We start from the raw sequence: 17852 nt of genomic DNA, 5'->3' as shown, positions 1-17852 counted from the left end.
AATTAGCAATTAGCAATTAGCAATTAGCAATTAGCAATTAGCAATTAGCAATTAGCAATTAGCAATTAGCAATTAGCAGCAAGGGTTATTTTTGTTTGGGAAGTAGGAGAAAAAATGGCAATTCAGGGAGATCGGATGAAGAGCAAAAGTGGAATTAAAAAACAGGCAAAGTTATTTCTTTTTAGCTTTAGCTTTGTAGTGTTTGCACTGATATTTTTTAATTTTTCCTCTGCTTTTGCAGTAGCAGCAAAACACTATGACGAGTTAACTTTCCCACCGCTACCAGAGATTCAGTTGCCGAAATACACTCGATTTGAACTTAAAAATGGAATGCGGGTCTATTTAATGGAAGACCACGAATTACCGCTGGTGGGGGGAACAGCCTTAGTTCGTACTGGCGATCGCTTTGAACCAGAAGATAAATTAGGACTGGCAAGTTTGACCGGAAATGTAATGCGGACTGGAGGCACTCGCCAGCATCCGCCTGATGAACTCAATCAGTTATTAGAACAGCGTGCGGCAGCGGTAGAAACGGGTATTGGTCTTAGTGCTGGTAACGCAGGTTTTAGTGCTTTGAGTGAAGATTTAGAGACGGTTTTTGGGCTATTTGCTGAGGTGATTCGGGAGCCTGCTTTTGCTCAGGATAAACTGGATTTAGCAAAGAATCAAGAGCAAGGCGCGATCGCGCGGCGGAATGACGATCCAGAGGGTATTGCGGGCCGAGAATTTCAAAAACTGATTTATGGCGATCGCAGTCCTTACGCTCGTACTGTCGAGTATGAAACGCTCAATAATATTTCCCGCGAGGATTTGGTGAGTTTTTATCAGCAGTATTTCCACCCTCAGAATATAATTTTGGGCATTGCGGGGGATTTTGACACCGCGAAAATGCGATCGCTCATTGAGCAGAAATTTGGCGATTGGCAATCCCCAAAGGCAAGTCGCCAATTACCTTTACCTCCCGTATCTCAAGCTAGCCAAGGCGGTTTATTTTTTGTAAATCAGCCACAATTAAGCCAAAGTTACATAGAAATGGGTCACTTGGGAGGTACTTTTAGCAGTCCTGATTATGCGGCCCTAGATGTAATGAATGGCGTGCTTAATGGTTTTGGAGGCCGTTTGTTTAATAATGTGCGATCGCGCCAAGGACTAGCCTACACCGTCTACGCTGCTTGGAGTCCGAGATTTGACTATCCGGGAATATTTATCGCTGGCGGACAGACGCGATCGGAAGCAACAGTACCCTTTATTCAAGCTATTCTGACTGAAATTGAGCGGATTCGTACTGAAAAAATTACCCCAGAAGAATTAGCTTTTGCCAAAGATTCAACTCTCAATTCTTTTATCTTCAATTTTGAAGATCCCAGTCAAACCTTATCGCGATTAATGCGATATGAATACTACAATTATCCCTCCGATTTCATCTTTCGCTATCGCCGTCAAGTTGAATCAACAACTATTGCTGACGTGCAGCGCGTGGCAAACACCTATTTGAAACCGGAGAACATAGTAACCTTAGTAGTCGGCAATACTGATGCGATTAAGCCACCTCTAACCAGTCTCGGAAATTCAGTTAAGGTGGAATCGATTGATATCACAATTCCCGCTAAAAGTTGAACAGAACAACAGTTTAACGGTTAACAGTTAACGGTTAACAGTTAACCGTTAACAATTACCTACTAAGATTTTTGCCCAGCAAAAAATAAGTAGTCATTTCCCCTTTACCTTTAATTTGAATAGGGCTGCGTTTCTGCAACAAAAATTTATCTTTCAATAACTCATAAGTAACATCGCTCACTTGAATTTGACCAGCCAAACCATGCGATTCCATCCGCGATGCTAGGTTTACAGTATCACCCCATAAATCATAAATAAACTTTTTAATGCCAATCACTCCCGCCACCACCGGGCCACTATGAATGCCGATACGGATACTGAAATCCTTGTTATTTTTCGCGTTGAATAAAGCAATTTCTACCTGCATATCAATAGCCATTTGCGCGATCGTCTCAGCATGATCGGATCTCTGCGTAGGCAAACCTCCTACTACCATATAAGCATCACCAATCGTCTTAATTTTTTCTAAACCGTGTCGTTCGCACAGGTGGTCAAAAGCAGAGAAAATTTGGTTGAGTAAATCTACTAAAGCAATCGGACTCATTGAAGCAGAAAGCGGCGTAAAGCCCACAATATCTGCAAATAAAACTGTAACTTCAGCAAAGTCATCAGCAATAATGCCTTCGTGTTGTTTGAGACGATTGGCAATTGGTTCTGGCAAAATATTCAGTAATAGACGTTCAGTTTGTCCCTGCTGGAGGTGCAGTGCTTCTTCTGTTTTCAGGCGCTCAGTAATGTCTCGAAAAATAGCGCGAGTGGCAATAGGTTTACTATCAACAAATTTACAGTTTACACTGCCTTCCACAGAAATTTTTTGACCGTCTTTGGTCATAAATTCTGCTTGAACTTGTTCGATTTTTTCTCCTGACATCACCCGCTCGAACATCCCCATACAATGTTCTTTACAGTCGGGATGAATAATATCATATACCGTCATGTTAGTAATTTCTTCTTCTCTGTAACCTAGAGTTTCTAACCAAGAGCGATTGACATATAAAAAATGACCGTCCGCAGCCACACTTTGAATCAAATCCGTAGCATTTTCAAACAAATCTCGCATTTTTTCTTCACTTTCCCGCAGCGCTTCCTCTGCTTGCTTGCGCTTAATAAACTGACCGAATTGGCTGCCAATTGCGGCCATTATCTGAAGCAAATCTTCATCTAGCTGCTGCGGAAAGCGGCTGAAAAAAGTCATAACTCCCAGAACAGCTTTTGCTGAGATGATTTCTTCATAATCGCCCAGAATTGGGAAGCTAAAAGCTCCATGTAGTCCTTCCTTAGCAGCAATTTCTTTTCGCAAAAAGTCATTATCTTCAACTACATCAGAAATCCAATGGGAGGAACCGCTAGCCCAAACCCGACCAGGCAAACCAACTCCAGGCGCAAAAGTAATCTGTTCGGTAATAGCTCTAAATTCTGGAATTTCTATTGATGCTTGTACCCAACTTTGAACGCATCTGAGTAAACTAGGGTCGGAAATTGAAAAGTTTCTGTTCGCTTTTGAGATTAATCTTTCGCCTTCTTCTGACATCCAAAGTTCCCCTGTATCCCATCCCAAAGTATCGCAAATTACTGCTAATATTTCTTCGACTGCCTGTTGAAGAGTGGGCGATTCTGATAATACTAGGGTAGTAAAATGTTGCACTAATTGGCGTTGTTGATTGCGCTGGTGTTCGGTAATATCCCGACCGATATAAACTAAATCTTGTGCCAAGGCGTTGCCTTCATAAACCCGATCGATATCACCTTGAATAGCTGAACAGGAAAAAGCAACAGTTAATTTTCCTCCCTTTTTAGTTGTGCAAACTACTTCAGCATTAGCTTGAGATAAAGCCGAATAATGATTGATTTTATGAAATAATTCTTTGTCAGTAATTACCATCTCAATCGACTGGCCCACTAATTCGGTTTCAGTATATCCGAACAAAATTTGAGCTGCATGATTAACTTTTTTTATTCTACCCGATGGCGTTGTTACTAACAATGCCTCTGCCATTGAAGTGATAATTTTATCAATATAATCTTTGGCACCAGCTAAGGCACTCAATAAAAGATTCATTTCATTAGTAGCCTGGACTAATGTCTGTTCCAGAGTCATCCTGTCTGTTACATCTTCAAAAAAAATAATCAGGATATCAAAATTTTTTTCTTCTTGGTACTGGACAATGTAGAGATCGAAATAGAGAATAGAATTATTGTCTAACACCCGCGTAATTGCTTTCAGCTCAAAACTAGGTAAATTTCCTACTAAAATGTCCGCTAAAATTTCCTCAGTTCCTATAAGTTCAGGAAAACCAGTGCGAACATCATTTCCCGATGTAATATTTCCAGATTCAGCAAATCGCTGCACGTTGGAGGATGTCTCTACAATCGTTAATTCCCGATCCACTGCTAGGTATTCTAGGTGGTGAGGAGCTAAGAGTTTTTTAAAAATGCTCTTCATGAAAGATAGAGTTATAATAAGTTAAGAGGACATAATTAAACGTAAAATACCGATAACTGAAAAGCAGGCGATCTAAGCTTTTATCTCTTGTAGCGAATGCCTTCTGCTTTCTCTCTATCTGATTTCTCTATCTGGCTATTGCCCTTTAAAGGAATTGCAACTCTGAAGGTAGTACCCGCGCCAACTTCACTGCTAAAAATGATGCTACCGCCGTGCAAGTTAACGCACTCTTTGACAATGGCTAAGCCTAGTCCCGTACCCGATATTTTACCCACATTGTGCGCTCTATAAAACGATTCAAATAGTTGTTCTTGGTCGGCAATCGGAATCCCAATTCCTTCATCTTTTATTGTAAAAACAGCCTCTAGAAAGCTTTGCTCAAATTCAAAGTAAACAGTGCTACCTTGAGGAGAATATTTGATCGCATTTAGCAGCAAATTACTAAGTATTTGCCGCATCATCTTCGCATCTAACAATGGTAAAATTTCCGCCTGTTGACCATCTTCACCGGGATTTTGTGCGGATTTTTGAGTGGGTACAAATTGAATTATGTGGTTCCTACCCGCAGCAATTTTTATTTCTTCTACTAGATCTGAGCAAAATTTTGTCAAATCGATGGGTACAGGATTAAACTCTATTTTTCCTAACTCTGCACTGCTGATAAACCGCACGTCATTTAACAGTTCAATCATGTGTTTAGAGGCGGTTTTAATATGAGTGAGATATTGGATTTTTTCTGCTTCTGTTGTTTCTAATTGGTGTTCCTTAAGTATTTCAGTAGACATTAAAACTGTATTCAAAGGATTAGCAAATTCGTGAGCAATCATTGAAAAGAATCTAGATTTTATCTCTCTAAGTTCTTTTTCTTTTGCCAAAGCGGTACGAATTTCAATTTCTTCTCGGTTGCGTTCTGTGATGTCGCGACCAATATAGACAAAATCGTGTAATCCCTGTATTTCTGTCTGAATAGCTGAACAGGAAAACTCTACCCAGATTTCCTGTTTGGTTTTCTTACGACAAAGTAGTTTTATATCAAAATTCGATAGTTCCCCTTGACATAAAATATAACGGTGACGAGCCTGAGATAACAATTTATCTTCATCTGTAATCAGCGAAATCGACTCGCCAATCAATTCACCTTCACTATAACCAAACAAAAATTGTGCAGATTGATTAACTGTTTTGATAGTTCCGGCTGTTGTGGTTACTAACAAAGCATCACCCATTGACTTGATGATTTTATCTATATAATCCTTGGAAGCTGCTAATGCACTTAATAAAAGATTAGCTTCGTTGGCTCTCTGGATTAAGACTTGTTTGGCAACCATCTTTTCTGTTACATCTTCAAACAGAATAATTAATCTATTTTCAATATGGTCTTCCTCCCGATTTTCAAAGGCATAAATATCAAAATATAAAGGCTGACTGTTATCTACAAATCGCGCAATCCCTTTTAACTCAAAATTAATTTTCTGCCCTAAAAGGACGGAGATTAGAACATCTTCAACTCCTATTACTTCGGGAAAGGCAAGACGAACATCTGCACCTATTTTCAACTCCCAGGGACGATCGGCAAAGCGTTCTACTCCAAAAGATTTTTCTAGAATGGTGAACTGTTGATTAATTGCTAAATACTCCATTTGGCGGGGGCCAAGTAGTTTATTTAAAAGATGATTCATGCAGGTTCTACCATTTTGTAAGCTAGTTTGTGAAAAATATCATCAACGTCTTTGCCTGTCTTTGCGGAAGTTGTATAGGTTGCCAATACTCGCTCTGGAGCGGTGGCCTCAGCAATTTCTACCATTTTAGCTAATTTTTCTTCATCAACCAAGTCTAATTTATTTAAAGCGATGACGATCGCAGCTTTGGGATTGACGGAAGTAAAAAGCTGAATATGTTCGATTAACCTTTCAATGGTTTCGGGGCGGCTAACATCAGCAACAACTAATGCACCACTAGATCCTTGGAGGTAAGAGGGTGCGATCGCTTTAAATTTTGTATGACCTTCTAAATCCCAAATCAAAAGTTGTACGTCCTGTTTTGCCTGCTGTTTTACCCCCAACAATTCAATGTTTTTACGGGAGATTTTCACTCCCACTGTAGAAAGATATTGATCGCTGAATTGACGATCTACAAAACGGCGGATTAGGCTAGTTTTACCTACTCCAAAGTCACCCACCATGCACATTTTTTTTGAGATTGTTGACATAATTACTTGGTTTTCGCTCTCTGAGTTATTGGCTCAAAGATTACACATCTACTTAACAATAGGGGTTGACTGGACTCTACATCAGCAGGAGGGTTTAAACTCGCTACAACTTGCAACCGTCTAGGATCGACACCTTGCTGCACTAGGGCAACTCGTACAGCTTCAGCTCGCTTCCGAGCTAACTGTTGATTGATAGCAAGATTGCCTTTGCGATCGCTATGACCGATTATTTTAAGATGTTTCTGAGGGTATTGCTTCAAAAACTCTTTAATATTCCCAATTACTTCTCCGTATTCTGAGTTTAATGTTGCCGAACCCACATTAAAGTAAATGCGCGTTGTAATTTTCAGCGGATTTAATTTCACAGTGCTAATTACAGACTGTACCCCTGGAACTTGCTTCATAGATTGGGCGATTTTCTGAGCATCTGTCATTTGCATTACTGTTCCTTCCACTGTAACTTTGCGCTCTCCATATCGGCTAGAAATAGACACCCCTTCTATCTGATTTAAGACAGCAGTTACTCGCTTGACTTCCGCCGCTACTGAGGCGGGATCGGGAGGTACATCAATGGCGATAATTTTATTATCTACCTTCAGGTTTGGTGCAGTTGCTTGAGCAATTTTTTCGGCTTTAGCGCGTAACCCTTGATTTGGTAAATTTCCTGTGAGTTTTAGGGTATTTTTTTCAACATCTACTCTCAGGCGATATACGGCTAAATCGGGAGCAAAACTTAAAGCTGTGGCTGTATTTGCTTCTACTCGGCGCTCAATTCTCTGGCGATATTCATACATTCCCCAAGGCACTAAAAATAGGGACGAAACAACTAAGGAAATGGCTAAAAGAGCTGTTGGCGGTTTAGACTCTTTCTCCTTTGAAACTTGCTTAAAAATTCTTTCAATCAGTGTGTGAACTTGCTCTGGAATTTTATCGGGATCGCCGTCATAAAACTCTATCGGTCTACCATACTTCATAATAATGGTACTGAGAGTTTCCCGCATTTTGTTGACAAAATCTTGGGGTTGTTCTCCTTTAATCACCACCGCTAAGTAACAGTAGCCTGCAACTTCAAGAATAATCTTAGAATCGCCGTACTCAATCTCGTTGAGTTCAGAAACTTCTCCCGACTGGGCAATACAATCATTAACAAAGCTGCGAATAGCTGTCAGCATCCCCGCCACCATATCCGATTCTAGCTGTTGCTTGTTTGCTGGCTGCACTTCTGCAATCACTAACCCCGAAGCTTTGTGAATTAAAAATACAGCTTGAACCGAAAAGGGAACCGCTTCTTTCAGAATTAATTCTGCTTCAGATACTCCCTGCATTTGAGCTTTAATTTTGCGTTGAACTCCTTCTATGCTAAAGGCATTTGCCACCTTTTCATTGATGGTTTTAATAGCTTCCCCTAGATATTTAGCAATAGTATTACCAATTACAGGGTAGAGAGCATCTACCATTGCGTCTCGCTCTAGTTCAATTTGGGCTTTAATAGCTTTGCCCATTTCTGGCGCTAGAGCTTCAGCAATTGATTCTTGATCGAGGCGAATTTGCTCTCTAATTGCTATTGCTATTTCTGGCGCGATCGCGTTCGCCATTTCTTGCGGAGAATTCTTGATCTGTTGCGAAATCGCCTCTGGTAGCAAATCCGCAATAGCAGCACTCATTGCCTGTTTATCTTGCTGAGTTTTTGCCTTGATCACCTCATCAATGATCGGCACCATTACCTTGATAATTTCTTCCCTTGACTCTGATATTTTTAGACTCAGAATTTCACCAATCCAAGGCAATAACAGAGCAATTAATTCTTGAGGATCGTAAATTTGATGTTCGAGATTTCCCAGTTTGTGTTCAATCATTTTCATCAAATGCCGTACCCCAGGCAAATCACTTTCTGCTAGCAGAGTTTTTACATCGTCTAATTCCGATATTTTTGAGCCGAAAATTAGGTTCTGTAACTGTTCTATAGCTTCCAATGATTCCTCTGAATTTTCTACAGCATTCGGAGCTGTTTCTGCTTCCAATTCGAGGGACTGTTTTTCTTCTAACAGTCTTGGCAAGTCTTCAGGTGAACTGATTAAAACATCTAAATTCTTCGATGGTGGTGATGTTATTAATTCTTGGGATGTGAATTCTTGAGAAATTAATTTTTCGGGGATCTCAGGACTATCCTCTAGTAAGTTTTCTAACCCTGTAACAGCCGTCACCAAAACATCTAAATATTCACCATCTAAATATTCGCTTTGTTTTGCCATCGCTTTGGTGATGGTAACTGGCCGCACAAAATCCTCCCTCTGCGAAACTTTAGCCGCCTCAGAAGGAATGATTAGATCTTCTTTACTTTGCTCCTTGGTAACTGAATCATCTATAAAAACTACGTTAGCGTTACTCGTAACGCTGTCCTCACTAAAGTTTGTTGATGGCTCTAGGTTAGACAGTTCTTGGCTGTGTAAATCCCTGTCAAAGTCCGCCTCTAATTCAGGTGCGGCGCTGGTCGAACTTTCTTTGCTGATGGGCAAAAAAGACAGAATTTTCTCCACATCAACCACATCAGATACAGCAGCTTTTTCTCTAGGAATATGCTGCTGTAAAACGATCGGTTCTGTGAGTTTTTCGAGCTGCAATAGCAAATTTTCTAAAGGATCGGACTCCTCCTTGATAATTCCCGATCTCAAGTTGTCAAAGTTACTATTATTTGGTGCGATTGAAGTCTCTGCTGTTGGGGGACTAGCTGCTGAGCAAATAATATTATCAAAGACAGCTTGAGCTGAATCCTTGGCGGGTTGACCAGGCTGAAGTTTAGATTTTTCAGCCTGCTCTAAAATTTTCAGATCGGTCAGTAGATGCACCAAGGGTTGAAGCTGAGTTGCGGGTTGAGCACGAGCCTTTTTTGCTTCAGAAACAAAACCTGCTTGCTGATTTAGGTCAGCTAGATTTTCTTCCGATAAAGCCATCTGCTTTTACCTCTTTAATTTAATGATGACGGTCTGGCAATAACAATCCTGTATCTAAATTACTATCAGCAACTTCTTTGAGTTCGGGAACAAATTCGCTCCCTTTTAACCTCATGCCAAGTTCAAACAATATTTCTGCCATGTCATCCCTAGAAACTTTAACTTCCCTGAGAACAGAGAAGCGTCTGTCTAGTTCTTCAAAAACTTGAGTTCTTAGGCTACGGATATCTTCTTGGATCTGATCTCTGCTCTGGGAAAAATCATCCCGAATTGCTCCGGTTTGGTTGTCTATCGCTTCATCTAAAGCTTCAATGCTGCTCGAAAACTTTCTATTTACTCTGTCGATTTGTTGCCGAATATCGGTAGTATCTTCTTGGACTGTGCTGTTGATAGATTTGAGCTTTTTTTCAAAGGAGTCAAAGGCCGCCCTTAGCTCAGTTGTCAGCACTGATTTTACCTGTTCTAGGCGAGTTTGGATATCTTGCTGTAACAATGAGATATCGGACTCTATTCTATCAAACCGATTATCGTATTCTCTTAACTGAGCTCCGAATATGATGTCGCGAATTTGATCGATATTACCCAGCCTTTCGCGCATTTCTTCTTTGGTTATTTCTGCCATGTTTGCACCTCTAGTTTCTGGTTATTAAGAATTCGATAAAGTAGTACACCCCTAGAAAACCGCTAGTTGACCTTTTGAAACAGAGTCTTCAAAAGTACCGCGCTAGTTTTACGGTTAATTTTACGGCAATTTCGTCTTTAGTTGGACTTGAGTCCTATTTTGTCACGTTTGTGGAGGTAAATCTGCTTTTGAGAGGGTGATGCCTGTCGCTAGCTACGCTTAAGCGCTTGGAGGCTAAATCTGATGCCTTTGCTCCTTGGGCCTTTGCCGATCGCGGTAGAAAAGCAGCAGTATTACCAACCACTACGGTTGCATTGTAGCAAGAGTAGGAAGCAAGCTGGAAGCATCAACCTTGAGGCTAGGCGAAACCTACCCCGGTTCTGGGATTGCTCGGAAACCCTTGCCATGACAAGCAAACACTAGGTAAGCCCTAGTTAATTATGTCCATTTAGCTAAGACTTTAGCTAAGACTAAGGAAGTAAAATTAGCAGATGTGTGACACACCCCTGACACATCATTGATTCTAAACTCCAAACAATACTAGGTATTCACGGCAAGCGCAAGTCAAGAACAGCTAAAATATAGCAAATAGTTGCTCCCTAAGCTTTGTCTAGCCTATGACCACTGCTGCACCAGTTAAAACTCAATACGAAGCCATTATCGGTCTGGAAACCCACTGTCAGTTGGGTACTAAAACTAAGATTTTCTCTAGTTCCTCTACAGAATTTGGTGGTGTCCCGAATTCCAATATAGATCCGATTTGTATGGGAATGCCGGGAGTGTTGCCGGTACTGAATCAGAAGGTGCTGGAGTATGCTGTGAAGGCAGGGCTGGCGTTAAAGTGTCAGATTGCACCCTATAGCAAGTTTGACCGCAAGCAATATTTTTATCCAGATTTACCCAAAAATTATCAAATTTCTCAGTTCGATTTGCCGATCGCGACTAATGGCTGGCTAGAAATTGAGTTGATTGATGATGGGGGTAACTCTACACGCAAAAAAATTGGGATTACTCGCCTGCACATGGAGGAGGATGCAGGAAAATTGGTTCATGGCGGCAGCGATCGCCTCTCTGGTTCGACTTATTCGATGGTAGACTACAACCGCGCTGGGATTCCGTTAATCGAAATAGTCTCGGAACCGGATTTGCGATCGGGTGCGGAAGCTGCCGAATATGCCCAAGAATTGCGCCGTATCGTCCGCTATCTCGGTGTTAGCGACGGTAATATGCAGGAAGGTTCGCTACGCTGTGACGTGAATATTTCCGTGCGTCCCGTTGGCAGAGAGGAGTTTGGCACTAAAGTCGAGATTAAAAATATGAACTCCTTTAATGCTATCCACCGGGCGATCGACTTTGAAATTGAACGGCAAATTCAAGCTTTGGAAAATGGCGATCGCATTTTCCAAGAAACCCGGCTCTGGGAAGAAGGCAAGCAGTGTACTGTGAGTATGCGGCTCAAAGAAGGTTCTAGCGATTACCGCTACTTCCCAGAACCTGACATCCCCCCGATTGAGGTATCGCCGGAACAGTTAGGGCACTGGGAAGCGGAACTTCCAGAATTACCAGCTTCTAAACGCGATCGCTACGAAAATAAAATCGGTCTTTCTGCCTATGATGCCCGCGTATTGACGGACGATAGAGCAGTGGCTGAGTATTTTGAAGCCGCGATCGCAGCAGGTGGTAATCCTAAGCAAGTCGCTAACTGGGTAATGGGTGACATCACCGCCTACCTGAAAAATGAAAAGCTCAATATTACCCAGCTACCTTTTAAACCCGACGGTTTAGCGGAACTGATTTCTTTAATTGATGCTGGCACGATCAGCGGCAAAATCGCTAAGGATTTGTTACCCAAGTTATTATCTGAGGGTGGTTCTCCGAAGCAAGCGATCGAAGCGGCGGGCGTTACCCAAATCTCCGATGCTGCAACTCTAGAAGCTGCGATCGATCGCGTCATCGCTGAGAATCCCAAGGAACTAGAACAGTACCGCAGTGGCAAAACTAAGCTGTTGGGCTTTTTTGTCGGCCAGGTAATGAAACAAACTGAGGGACGTGCCGATCCCAAGCTTACTAATCAATTGTTGAACAAAAAACTCAATGGTTAGGTGAATTCTCAGTAAGCTAACGGGGCGATCGCTCCTTTAAACTTAAGAAAGCGATCGCTCTATAGATAGCCCCTAGCCCCTCTTAGAAAGGAGTAGCTGAGGAATCGAGGTCATTTAAAAGGGTTTCTTGGGCCATAGCCTGAATGGTAGCAAAGGAAACTTCGCAGAAATAGCGGCGGCGAAATTGTTCTTCTGAAACTACAGCTAAGAATCGTTCTATGGAGTGGGAAAGCGCTTCAGAATGGGACATTGAGACTTGGTGAGAATGGGTTGGGTGAGATAAAGTTACTGATGGTTTTTCTAGGGGATGTCTGGTGATGTGAAAGGCGCGATCGCGGTAAGTGACTTGGAAACCGAGATGGGTTAAAGTTTTGAATCCCAGTTGTAGGGATACGTCGCTGATGCCTAATTTCTGTCTTAGTTGTCTGCGGGTAACTATTTGGTTGGTACGACTGAGGTATTTGGCAATTCCCACTAGCTGTTGCCAGATTTGGATAGGGGGCGGGGATGGTGGGAGACTGTAGGCGATCGCCAGTTTCTGTTGTGAGTGGAGTCCCCGCCTAAACCATGCTTGTAATTCGCCCCAGCTAGTGGGACATTCTGCAATTATCAGGGGTGAAGGAGAGAGGGCGATCGCTGACTCGTCTTGGTTTTGGCTATTGCGCCAGTCTAATATCCAATCAATTTGGGCAGGAATGTTTACGGGCGCATTTTCGCCATTTGGTCGCAAAGCAATCAGCCGCACTTCATAGCGTTTTTTATAAGTATTGAAGTCAAGCTCGACTATAGCATCGCAGGGCCCTGTGGGAATTTCATCTTTGTAGTGTCCCCACCAAATCCCAGGAAATGCGCGATCGCTAGATTCGTCTCTAATTTCAAAATCGGTTTTGATATATTGTACTTTATTACCTCTTAAATCCTTCTGGTTGCAGTGCCATGTATTTTCAAACCAACAGTTTTGAATCAACAATTTAGGCGCAGGATTCCCCATGCCGCAAGGTTCGAGGAGTTTAAGTTCTTGAAATAACTCTCGCCCCAATTCAGAGACTGTAACAATCAGGTCAGCTTGGATAGTTGGGGAAGGTAAACCATTAACCATTTGCCCTCGCAATTGTTGATTAATTGCATCTGTAAATAAAGAAATATTTTCAACGGGCAAACTTAATCCAGCAGCAAAGGGATGACCGCCGAAACGGTGTAATAAATGAGCTTGACTTTTCACCAATTGGTAAAGGTCAATTTGGCTAACTGAACGGGCAGAACCTCTGGCTAAAATTGGGTAATTGGTAATTGGTAATTGGTAATTGGTAATTGGTAATTGGTAATTGGTAATTGGTAATTGTTCCCCATCTCCCCCGCTCCCCATCTCCCCCGCTCCCCATCTCCCCTGCTCCCCCGCTCCCCCGCTCCCCATCTCCCCCGCTCCTTCTGTACTGAGTAAAATGGTAGGGCGACCGTATTCTTGCGCGACTTGACCTGCTACTAATCCTAAGACACCGACAGGCCATTGGGAGTCCGCTAAAACAATTACACTGGTAGTTGACAAATCAAGTTTAGCTAATTTTTCATTGACATCTTTAGCAACATCTTTCTGTATAGATTTGCGGCGAGTATTAGCTAATTCAGTTGAAAGTGCTAGTTGGTCGCAGCGTTTTCTATCCTGGCTAGTCAACAATTCCACGCAAAAACTAGCATCACCTTGAATGCGGCTAACTGCGTTAATTCTAGGGCCGAGTCCGAAAGAAATATCTGTAGGGCGATCGCCACTTCTTTTGCACAATTCTAATAGTTTAGTAATCCCTGGTCGAGTAGAATTTGTGATTTGTTTCCCTAGACATTCTATCCCCTTTTGTGCTAAGTAACGGCAGTCACCTGTGAGTTGCACTAAATCAGCAATTAAACCAATAGCTACTAAAACTAATAGGTCTTCTAAAGGGCGTTGAGGAACATTGGGCAAACTTTGATAAAGTGCTTCAATTAGCTTGTAAGCAACTGCTACACCAGAGAGGTGAAAAAGTTGGTGGGTCGAGGGTAAATAGCGGGGATTGATGATAGCTACTACTTGAGGGCGTTCTTCTGGTAGCGTATGATGATCTGTGACAATAATATCTATTCCTAAACTGCGAGCATAGTCAATTTCTGCTAAATTTGTGCTGCCCGTGTCGCAGGTGATAATTAAAGTAATTCCTGATTTGGCTAACGCATCAATTCCAGGGTTATTGAGGCCATGAGATTCAGTGAGACGATTGGGAATATAGTAAGTAAGTTGTTCATTTTGAGAGAAAAACTGCCCTAAACCATCCCAAAGAACAGAAGTTGAGGTAATACCATCTGCGTCAAAATCTCCCCAAATAGCAATATTTTCTGCATTATTACGTGCTTGCAGAACTCGCTCTACGGCAAGATTCATTTCTTGCCCAAATTCAAAAGGACTTGCTGGTTGATAAAGATTGGGGTTCAAAAAACCAGCTATTTGTTCGGGGTTTTGAATTCCCCTTGACATTAATAGTGAGGCCGCATAATGCCCTGGCAATTCAGGGGCGTGACTTTTGACGGCTTCAATTAACCAAGTTGGCGGGTGAATTGGGGGCTGAATTTGCCAATTTTGAGGTTGTTCCGGCATTTAGGAATATCCAAGGACTAAATGATTCCTACATTTCTATTTAATCTTATTTTATGTAGTTTTTTTTGCTAGCAAGCTAATTCTATTCCTTTGGTGGTACTCAAAGGATCACTCTAAGGGTACAGTCTGCTTATGCGCCGATCAGTTAGAGTGAATACAAATGAAGAAAAAAACCAAGGTTCTTCAAATGTCCTAACAAGGAAACTTTTAACTCAAGTTTTCAAATAAGGACATCTCCTACAAAGAAATATTTTTTGAATAGTTGTGACGAGGATAATTATGAAACCTAACGAAGAAAATAGCTTTAGCCGTGAAATTCATCAAGAGGTTCACACCGATGGAACTAATGGTCACGTCAGTACAACGCGAACTACTTCAACAGTTCCCAGTACAACAGCAGCTCACCATAAAGGTTATGTAGAGGGCGAAGTTGCAGAAAGTCACCGCAAAAGAGAAGTTCAAAAAGTTAGAGATAATGATAATGCTGCTCGCGGGTTGCTGTTAGGAATTATTCTGGCTTCTTTAGTCGGCTTGGTTCTCGGAACTGTATATTACTTGAATAGACGTGATGAAGCTCCTATTCCTGCTCCTTTGATTGTACCTGTACCGAGAGCAAATCAGCCTTCAACACCACCTGCTCCGACTAGGACTATTGAGAGAGAAAAGACAATCATTGAAAAGATTGTTCCAGCTCCTCAACCGTCTCCAGTTCAAAGAGCTACGCCTGCTCCTCAACCAAGTCCAGCTTCTCAACAACCAGCGCCTAATATTAATATTACTGTTCCCAATTCCCAGCGTCAAGATCCACCCGCTCCGCAAGCAGCACCAGCTCCATCTTCGCCATCAAATAATATCAATATTACGGTTCCAAGTCCCCAGAGGGAGCCAGCTTCAGCCTCGCCAATTCCAGCACCTCAGAGTTCAACTGCTCCATCCTCCAATCAAAATGATAGCGGTTCTGGAGTAGGGACAGGCAGTGGAAGTAATACAGAAAGCGGCACTGATTCTAATCCTAGTAATACGGCTACACCTGGTAGTAATTCTGGTGCAGATGGTTCACAGCAATAGAAGTCTGATGTTTAATTAGTATCCAGGGTTCAAATCGCTGACTCATAATAGTTAAAGTCCTCTAAGGGGGACTTTTTTTATGGTTTAAATAGATATTTCTTCAATCATACCTAGATTCGGTAGCCAATCTGGGGGTGCAGTTACCGTAATGTTGCTTAAGGTATTTTCTTCAGTTTCGGGACTGCGATCGCAGCGAGTGATAAACTGACAAAAATCGCAATTGTTAGATGTAATTTCTACTTGGGGAAAGGGTTCGCCTTCTTCATGATATAATTTCAACCATTTTGTTAGTTGGTTTAAGATGCTAGTTAAATCATTTCTAGTTTGTTCATGCTGTATATTGTTGTAAGTAAATTTGAGGCTTTGCGGTTTATTTTCACCTTCTAATTGTACGAACCAATAGGTCATAGAAATTTGTTCAGGTAAATAGTTGCTCGTTTCTGCTAAAACATATAAATAAAGACGAGTTTGCCAGTTTTGTGCTAATAATTTATGGTTTTGAGGACGGGGGTAGGTTTTCCAGTCAAAGATTTGAGCTTGTGTTGCTTCGGCTATGAAGAGGTCATAAATTACGGTAATTAAATAGTCTTGGAAGATGAGGGTACGAGGATGTTCAGCTTGGCGGAAAGTGAGGTTACTATTTTCTGGGGGGGGAAAAAGTTCGGGTGTGGCATTTATAAAGGCAGTGAGGCAATTGTGCATTTCTGCGTCTTCTTCAATCAAGGCTTCGATTGGTAATCCGATTTCTCGCTGCTGCATTAACAGGTGAAATTTGCTACCCCAGGCGAGTTTTTCTTGTTGTTCTGGGGTATAGGGGGTTGCTAGTTGTTCGAGGTAGGTGTGTTGAAATTTGCGGGGGCAGGTTGTGAGTAGGTTGAGTTGGCCTTGGGAGAGTCTAAACATTGTGTTTTTTTGTTTGGTGTTTGTTAAATTGTAGGCGATCGCGCTTGGTAAATGATATCAAATTTGGTTTAAAAAATCGAATTTCCGGGCGATTAGAAATCGCAGCTATACAAACAAAGTCCGCCTACGCGGACTAAAATAAAAAGAGGGAATAAAGCCAAATTTGGTATGAGGCGATCGCGCTTGGCTAAGTTGTGCTAATCTAATGTCAGTAGTATATAATTACACTCAAATAATTATTTTAAAGGAGGAACTATTCTTCCAACAGCAGCGCAAGGGTTAATTTGCATCAGCTTATGTCAATCTTTGACTAATTTTTACCACTCAGTCGAAATATTGCGTTTTGATGAGCGCGATGGCACGATTTTTATTTTTGCAGGGGAAGAACTGCAAATCCAAGTTTACCGTGATGGCACATGGGAGTATTTAATATGAAACCTGATTTTGAGACGATGAGCAAGGCTGAGTTACGAGCTTATTTCCTCGCTCACAGGGATGATGATGATGCTTTCTATACACTTGTTGACCGTTTGAAGGCGGATAATAAAGATGCTGTAAGGTATCCGTTTCCCGATACTCCAGAGTTGCTGAAAGAAATGGAGGAGAATATTCGCGATCGCATTAAGAAGCTAAAGGAATCATAGTTTTTTGGGTTGGGGTTGAGAGGGCGATTGTGCTTTTTTGGGGAGGTGCGATCGCCTGAGCATTGGGTATAATATTGGTAGTATTTAAGAAGGAATGAAAAATGAGTGTTCGAGACGAAACTATTGCGAAAATTCATCAACTGCCAGAAACACTTGTTCAACAAGTAAATGATTTTGTAGATTTTTTGATGAAAGATGATAGGTATGAGGTTAATTTGTGGAGTCAATTTACTGAAGGGAGAGATCTGGCTGAATTAAATTTTTCTGATTATTTGCAGAATTTAGAAGCTTATGAAGAACGTTTGGCCAGAGGTGAGATCCAATGGTAGAGATTAATCGAGGAGATGTGGTTTTATGCGATCTTAATCCAGTAGTAGGGACGGAACAATCAGGCATTCGGCCGGTTTTAATTCTACAAATAGATCGGGCTAATGCCGTCAGTCTGCACACGATTATTGCTCCGTTTACGACAAAAATTAGGCGTGTTTTATTATCTTCTCATGTGTTTGTTCCCGCAGGTATAGGGGGATTAAGTCAGGATTCGGTACTGCTTTGTGAACAGATTAGAGTTAGTGATAAATCGAGGCTAATTAGGGTGCTTGGCAATTTGGATGATATCTATATGCAGGAGGTGGCTAAGGCTGTGTGTGCAATTTTAGGTTTATAAGGG

General features: G+C 41.7%; 14 protein-coding genes. 7 read left to right on the top strand and 7 right to left on the bottom strand.

Annotated features, from left to right (window positions below):
* The first annotated feature begins 114 nt into the window (after positions 1-114).
* The gene (locus tag OSCIL6407_RS0113740) at positions 115-1617 is read left to right on the top strand and encodes a M16 family metallopeptidase (RefSeq protein WP_007356603.1); all 1503 of its coding nucleotides are present in this window, start codon (positions 115-117) and stop codon (positions 1615-1617) included.
* Between the two features lie 55 nt (positions 1618-1672).
* Here OSCIL6407_RS0113740 and OSCIL6407_RS0113735 read toward each other — a convergent pair whose 3' ends face one another.
* The 5 genes from OSCIL6407_RS0113735 to OSCIL6407_RS0113715 all read right to left on the bottom strand — a co-directional run bounded on the left by OSCIL6407_RS0113735 (position 1673) and on the right by OSCIL6407_RS0113715 (position 9842).
* Positions 1673-4060: an adenylate/guanylate cyclase domain-containing protein gene (locus OSCIL6407_RS0113735; RefSeq protein WP_007356602.1), complete on the bottom strand. Its 2388-nt coding sequence runs from the start codon at positions 4058-4060 to the stop codon at positions 1673-1675.
* A gap of 80 nt (positions 4061-4140) precedes the next feature.
* On the bottom strand, positions 4141-5739 hold the full coding sequence (locus tag OSCIL6407_RS0113730) for a PAS domain-containing sensor histidine kinase (protein ID WP_007356601.1): 1599 nt from the start codon (positions 5737-5739) through the stop codon (positions 4141-4143).
* Positions 5736-6269, bottom strand: coding sequence for a Rab family GTPase (locus OSCIL6407_RS0113725; RefSeq protein WP_026103735.1), 534 nt, complete (start codon positions 6267-6269; stop codon positions 5736-5738). Before OSCIL6407_RS0113725 ends, OSCIL6407_RS0113730 begins: the two co-directional genes overlap by 4 nt.
* Before the next feature lie 2 nt (positions 6270-6271).
* The gene (locus OSCIL6407_RS0113720) at positions 6272-9220 is read right to left on the bottom strand and encodes an OmpA family protein (RefSeq protein ID WP_007356599.1); all 2949 of its coding nucleotides are present in this window, start codon (positions 9218-9220) and stop codon (positions 6272-6274) included.
* A gap of 19 nt (positions 9221-9239) precedes the next feature.
* Positions 9240-9842 carry a hypothetical protein gene (locus OSCIL6407_RS0113715; RefSeq protein WP_007356598.1) on the bottom strand — a complete coding sequence of 201 codons (603 nt, stop codon included), beginning with the start codon at positions 9840-9842 and terminating at the stop codon, positions 9240-9242.
* Between the two features lie 617 nt (positions 9843-10459).
* On the opposite strand from OSCIL6407_RS0113715, the gene gatB reads away from it, so the two are divergent.
* Positions 10460-11944 (top strand): Asp-tRNA(Asn)/Glu-tRNA(Gln) amidotransferase subunit GatB, encoded by a 1485-nt coding sequence (gatB, locus tag OSCIL6407_RS0113710; RefSeq protein WP_007356597.1) that lies wholly within the window; start codon positions 10460-10462, stop codon positions 11942-11944.
* A gap of 82 nt (positions 11945-12026) precedes the next feature.
* Here the strand turns inward: gatB and OSCIL6407_RS0113705 are convergent, their stop codons facing one another.
* The gene (locus OSCIL6407_RS0113705; protein ID WP_007356596.1) at positions 12027-14567 is read right to left on the bottom strand and encodes a single-stranded-DNA-specific exonuclease RecJ; all 2541 of its coding nucleotides are present in this window, start codon (positions 14565-14567) and stop codon (positions 12027-12029) included.
* Between the two features lie 279 nt (positions 14568-14846).
* Here OSCIL6407_RS0113705 and OSCIL6407_RS0113700 point away from each other — a divergent pair, with 279 nt between their 5' ends.
* Positions 14847-15635 (top strand): hypothetical protein, encoded by a 789-nt coding sequence (locus OSCIL6407_RS0113700; RefSeq protein ID WP_007356595.1) that lies wholly within the window; start codon positions 14847-14849, stop codon positions 15633-15635.
* 84 nt (positions 15636-15719) lie between these two features.
* Here the strand turns inward: OSCIL6407_RS0113700 and OSCIL6407_RS0113695 are convergent, their stop codons facing one another.
* Positions 15720-16538, bottom strand: coding sequence for a PD-(D/E)XK nuclease family protein (locus tag OSCIL6407_RS0113695; RefSeq protein ID WP_007356594.1), 819 nt, complete (start codon positions 16536-16538; stop codon positions 15720-15722).
* A 255-nt stretch (positions 16539-16793) separates the two neighbouring features.
* On the opposite strand from OSCIL6407_RS0113695, the gene OSCIL6407_RS37800 reads away from it, so the two are divergent.
* From OSCIL6407_RS37800 to OSCIL6407_RS0113675, 4 genes are all read left to right on the top strand, one after another.
* The gene (locus OSCIL6407_RS37800) at positions 16794-16973 is read left to right on the top strand and encodes a DUF6888 family protein (RefSeq protein WP_026103734.1); all 180 of its coding nucleotides are present in this window, start codon (positions 16794-16796) and stop codon (positions 16971-16973) included.
* Positions 16970-17182 carry a DUF6887 family protein gene (locus OSCIL6407_RS0113685; protein ID WP_007356592.1) on the top strand — a complete coding sequence of 71 codons (213 nt, stop codon included), beginning with the start codon at positions 16970-16972 and terminating at the stop codon, positions 17180-17182. The genes OSCIL6407_RS37800 and OSCIL6407_RS0113685 overlap by 4 nt, the downstream gene beginning before the upstream one ends.
* A 101-nt stretch (positions 17183-17283) precedes the next feature.
* Complete coding sequence (locus OSCIL6407_RS0113680) at positions 17284-17511, top strand: hypothetical protein (protein WP_007356591.1); 228 nt, start codon at positions 17284-17286, stop codon at positions 17509-17511.
* Complete coding sequence (locus OSCIL6407_RS0113675; protein WP_007356590.1) at positions 17505-17849, top strand: type II toxin-antitoxin system PemK/MazF family toxin; 345 nt, start codon at positions 17505-17507, stop codon at positions 17847-17849. The genes OSCIL6407_RS0113680 and OSCIL6407_RS0113675 overlap by 7 nt, the downstream gene beginning before the upstream one ends.
* Positions 17850-17852 lie beyond the last annotated feature (3 nt).

Source organism: Kamptonema formosum PCC 6407, assembly GCF_000332155.1.
GTDB classification, from domain to species: domain Bacteria; phylum Cyanobacteriota; class Cyanobacteriia; order Cyanobacteriales; family Microcoleaceae; genus Kamptonema; species Kamptonema formosum.
Note: the sequence above shows the minus strand (reverse complement) of the source record. Positions and strands in the feature narration are given on the sequence as shown.

Bases quoted from the DNA above. Each gene is read 5' to 3' on its own strand.
- OSCIL6407_RS0113740 (WP_007356603.1), top strand. From the start codon at position 115: ATGGCAATTCAGGGAGATCGGATGAAGAGCAAAAGTGGAATTAAAAAA.
- OSCIL6407_RS0113735 (WP_007356602.1), bottom strand. From the start codon at position 4,060: ATGAAGAGCATTTTTAAAAAACTCTTAGCTCCTCACCACCTAGAATAC.
- OSCIL6407_RS0113730 (WP_007356601.1), bottom strand. From the start codon at position 5,739: ATGAATCATCTTTTAAATAAACTACTTGGCCCCCGCCAAATGGAGTAT.
- OSCIL6407_RS0113725 (WP_026103735.1), bottom strand. From the start codon at position 6,269: ATGTCAACAATCTCAAAAAAAATGTGCATGGTGGGTGACTTTGGAGTA.
- OSCIL6407_RS0113720 (WP_007356599.1), bottom strand. From the start codon at position 9,220: ATGGCTTTATCGGAAGAAAATCTAGCTGACCTAAATCAGCAAGCAGGT.
- OSCIL6407_RS0113715 (WP_007356598.1), bottom strand. From the start codon at position 9,842: ATGGCAGAAATAACCAAAGAAGAAATGCGCGAAAGGCTGGGTAATATC.
- gatB (WP_007356597.1), top strand. From the start codon at position 10,460: ATGACCACTGCTGCACCAGTTAAAACTCAATACGAAGCCATTATCGGT.
- OSCIL6407_RS0113705 (WP_007356596.1), bottom strand. From the start codon at position 14,567: ATGCCGGAACAACCTCAAAATTGGCAAATTCAGCCCCCAATTCACCCG.
- OSCIL6407_RS0113700 (WP_007356595.1), top strand. From the start codon at position 14,847: ATGAAACCTAACGAAGAAAATAGCTTTAGCCGTGAAATTCATCAAGAG.
- OSCIL6407_RS0113695 (WP_007356594.1), bottom strand. From the start codon at position 16,538: ATGTTTAGACTCTCCCAAGGCCAACTCAACCTACTCACAACCTGCCCC.
- OSCIL6407_RS0113685 (WP_007356592.1), top strand. From the start codon at position 16,970: ATGAAACCTGATTTTGAGACGATGAGCAAGGCTGAGTTACGAGCTTAT.
- OSCIL6407_RS0113680 (WP_007356591.1), top strand. From the start codon at position 17,284: ATGAGTGTTCGAGACGAAACTATTGCGAAAATTCATCAACTGCCAGAA.
- OSCIL6407_RS0113675 (WP_007356590.1), top strand. From the start codon at position 17,505: ATGGTAGAGATTAATCGAGGAGATGTGGTTTTATGCGATCTTAATCCA.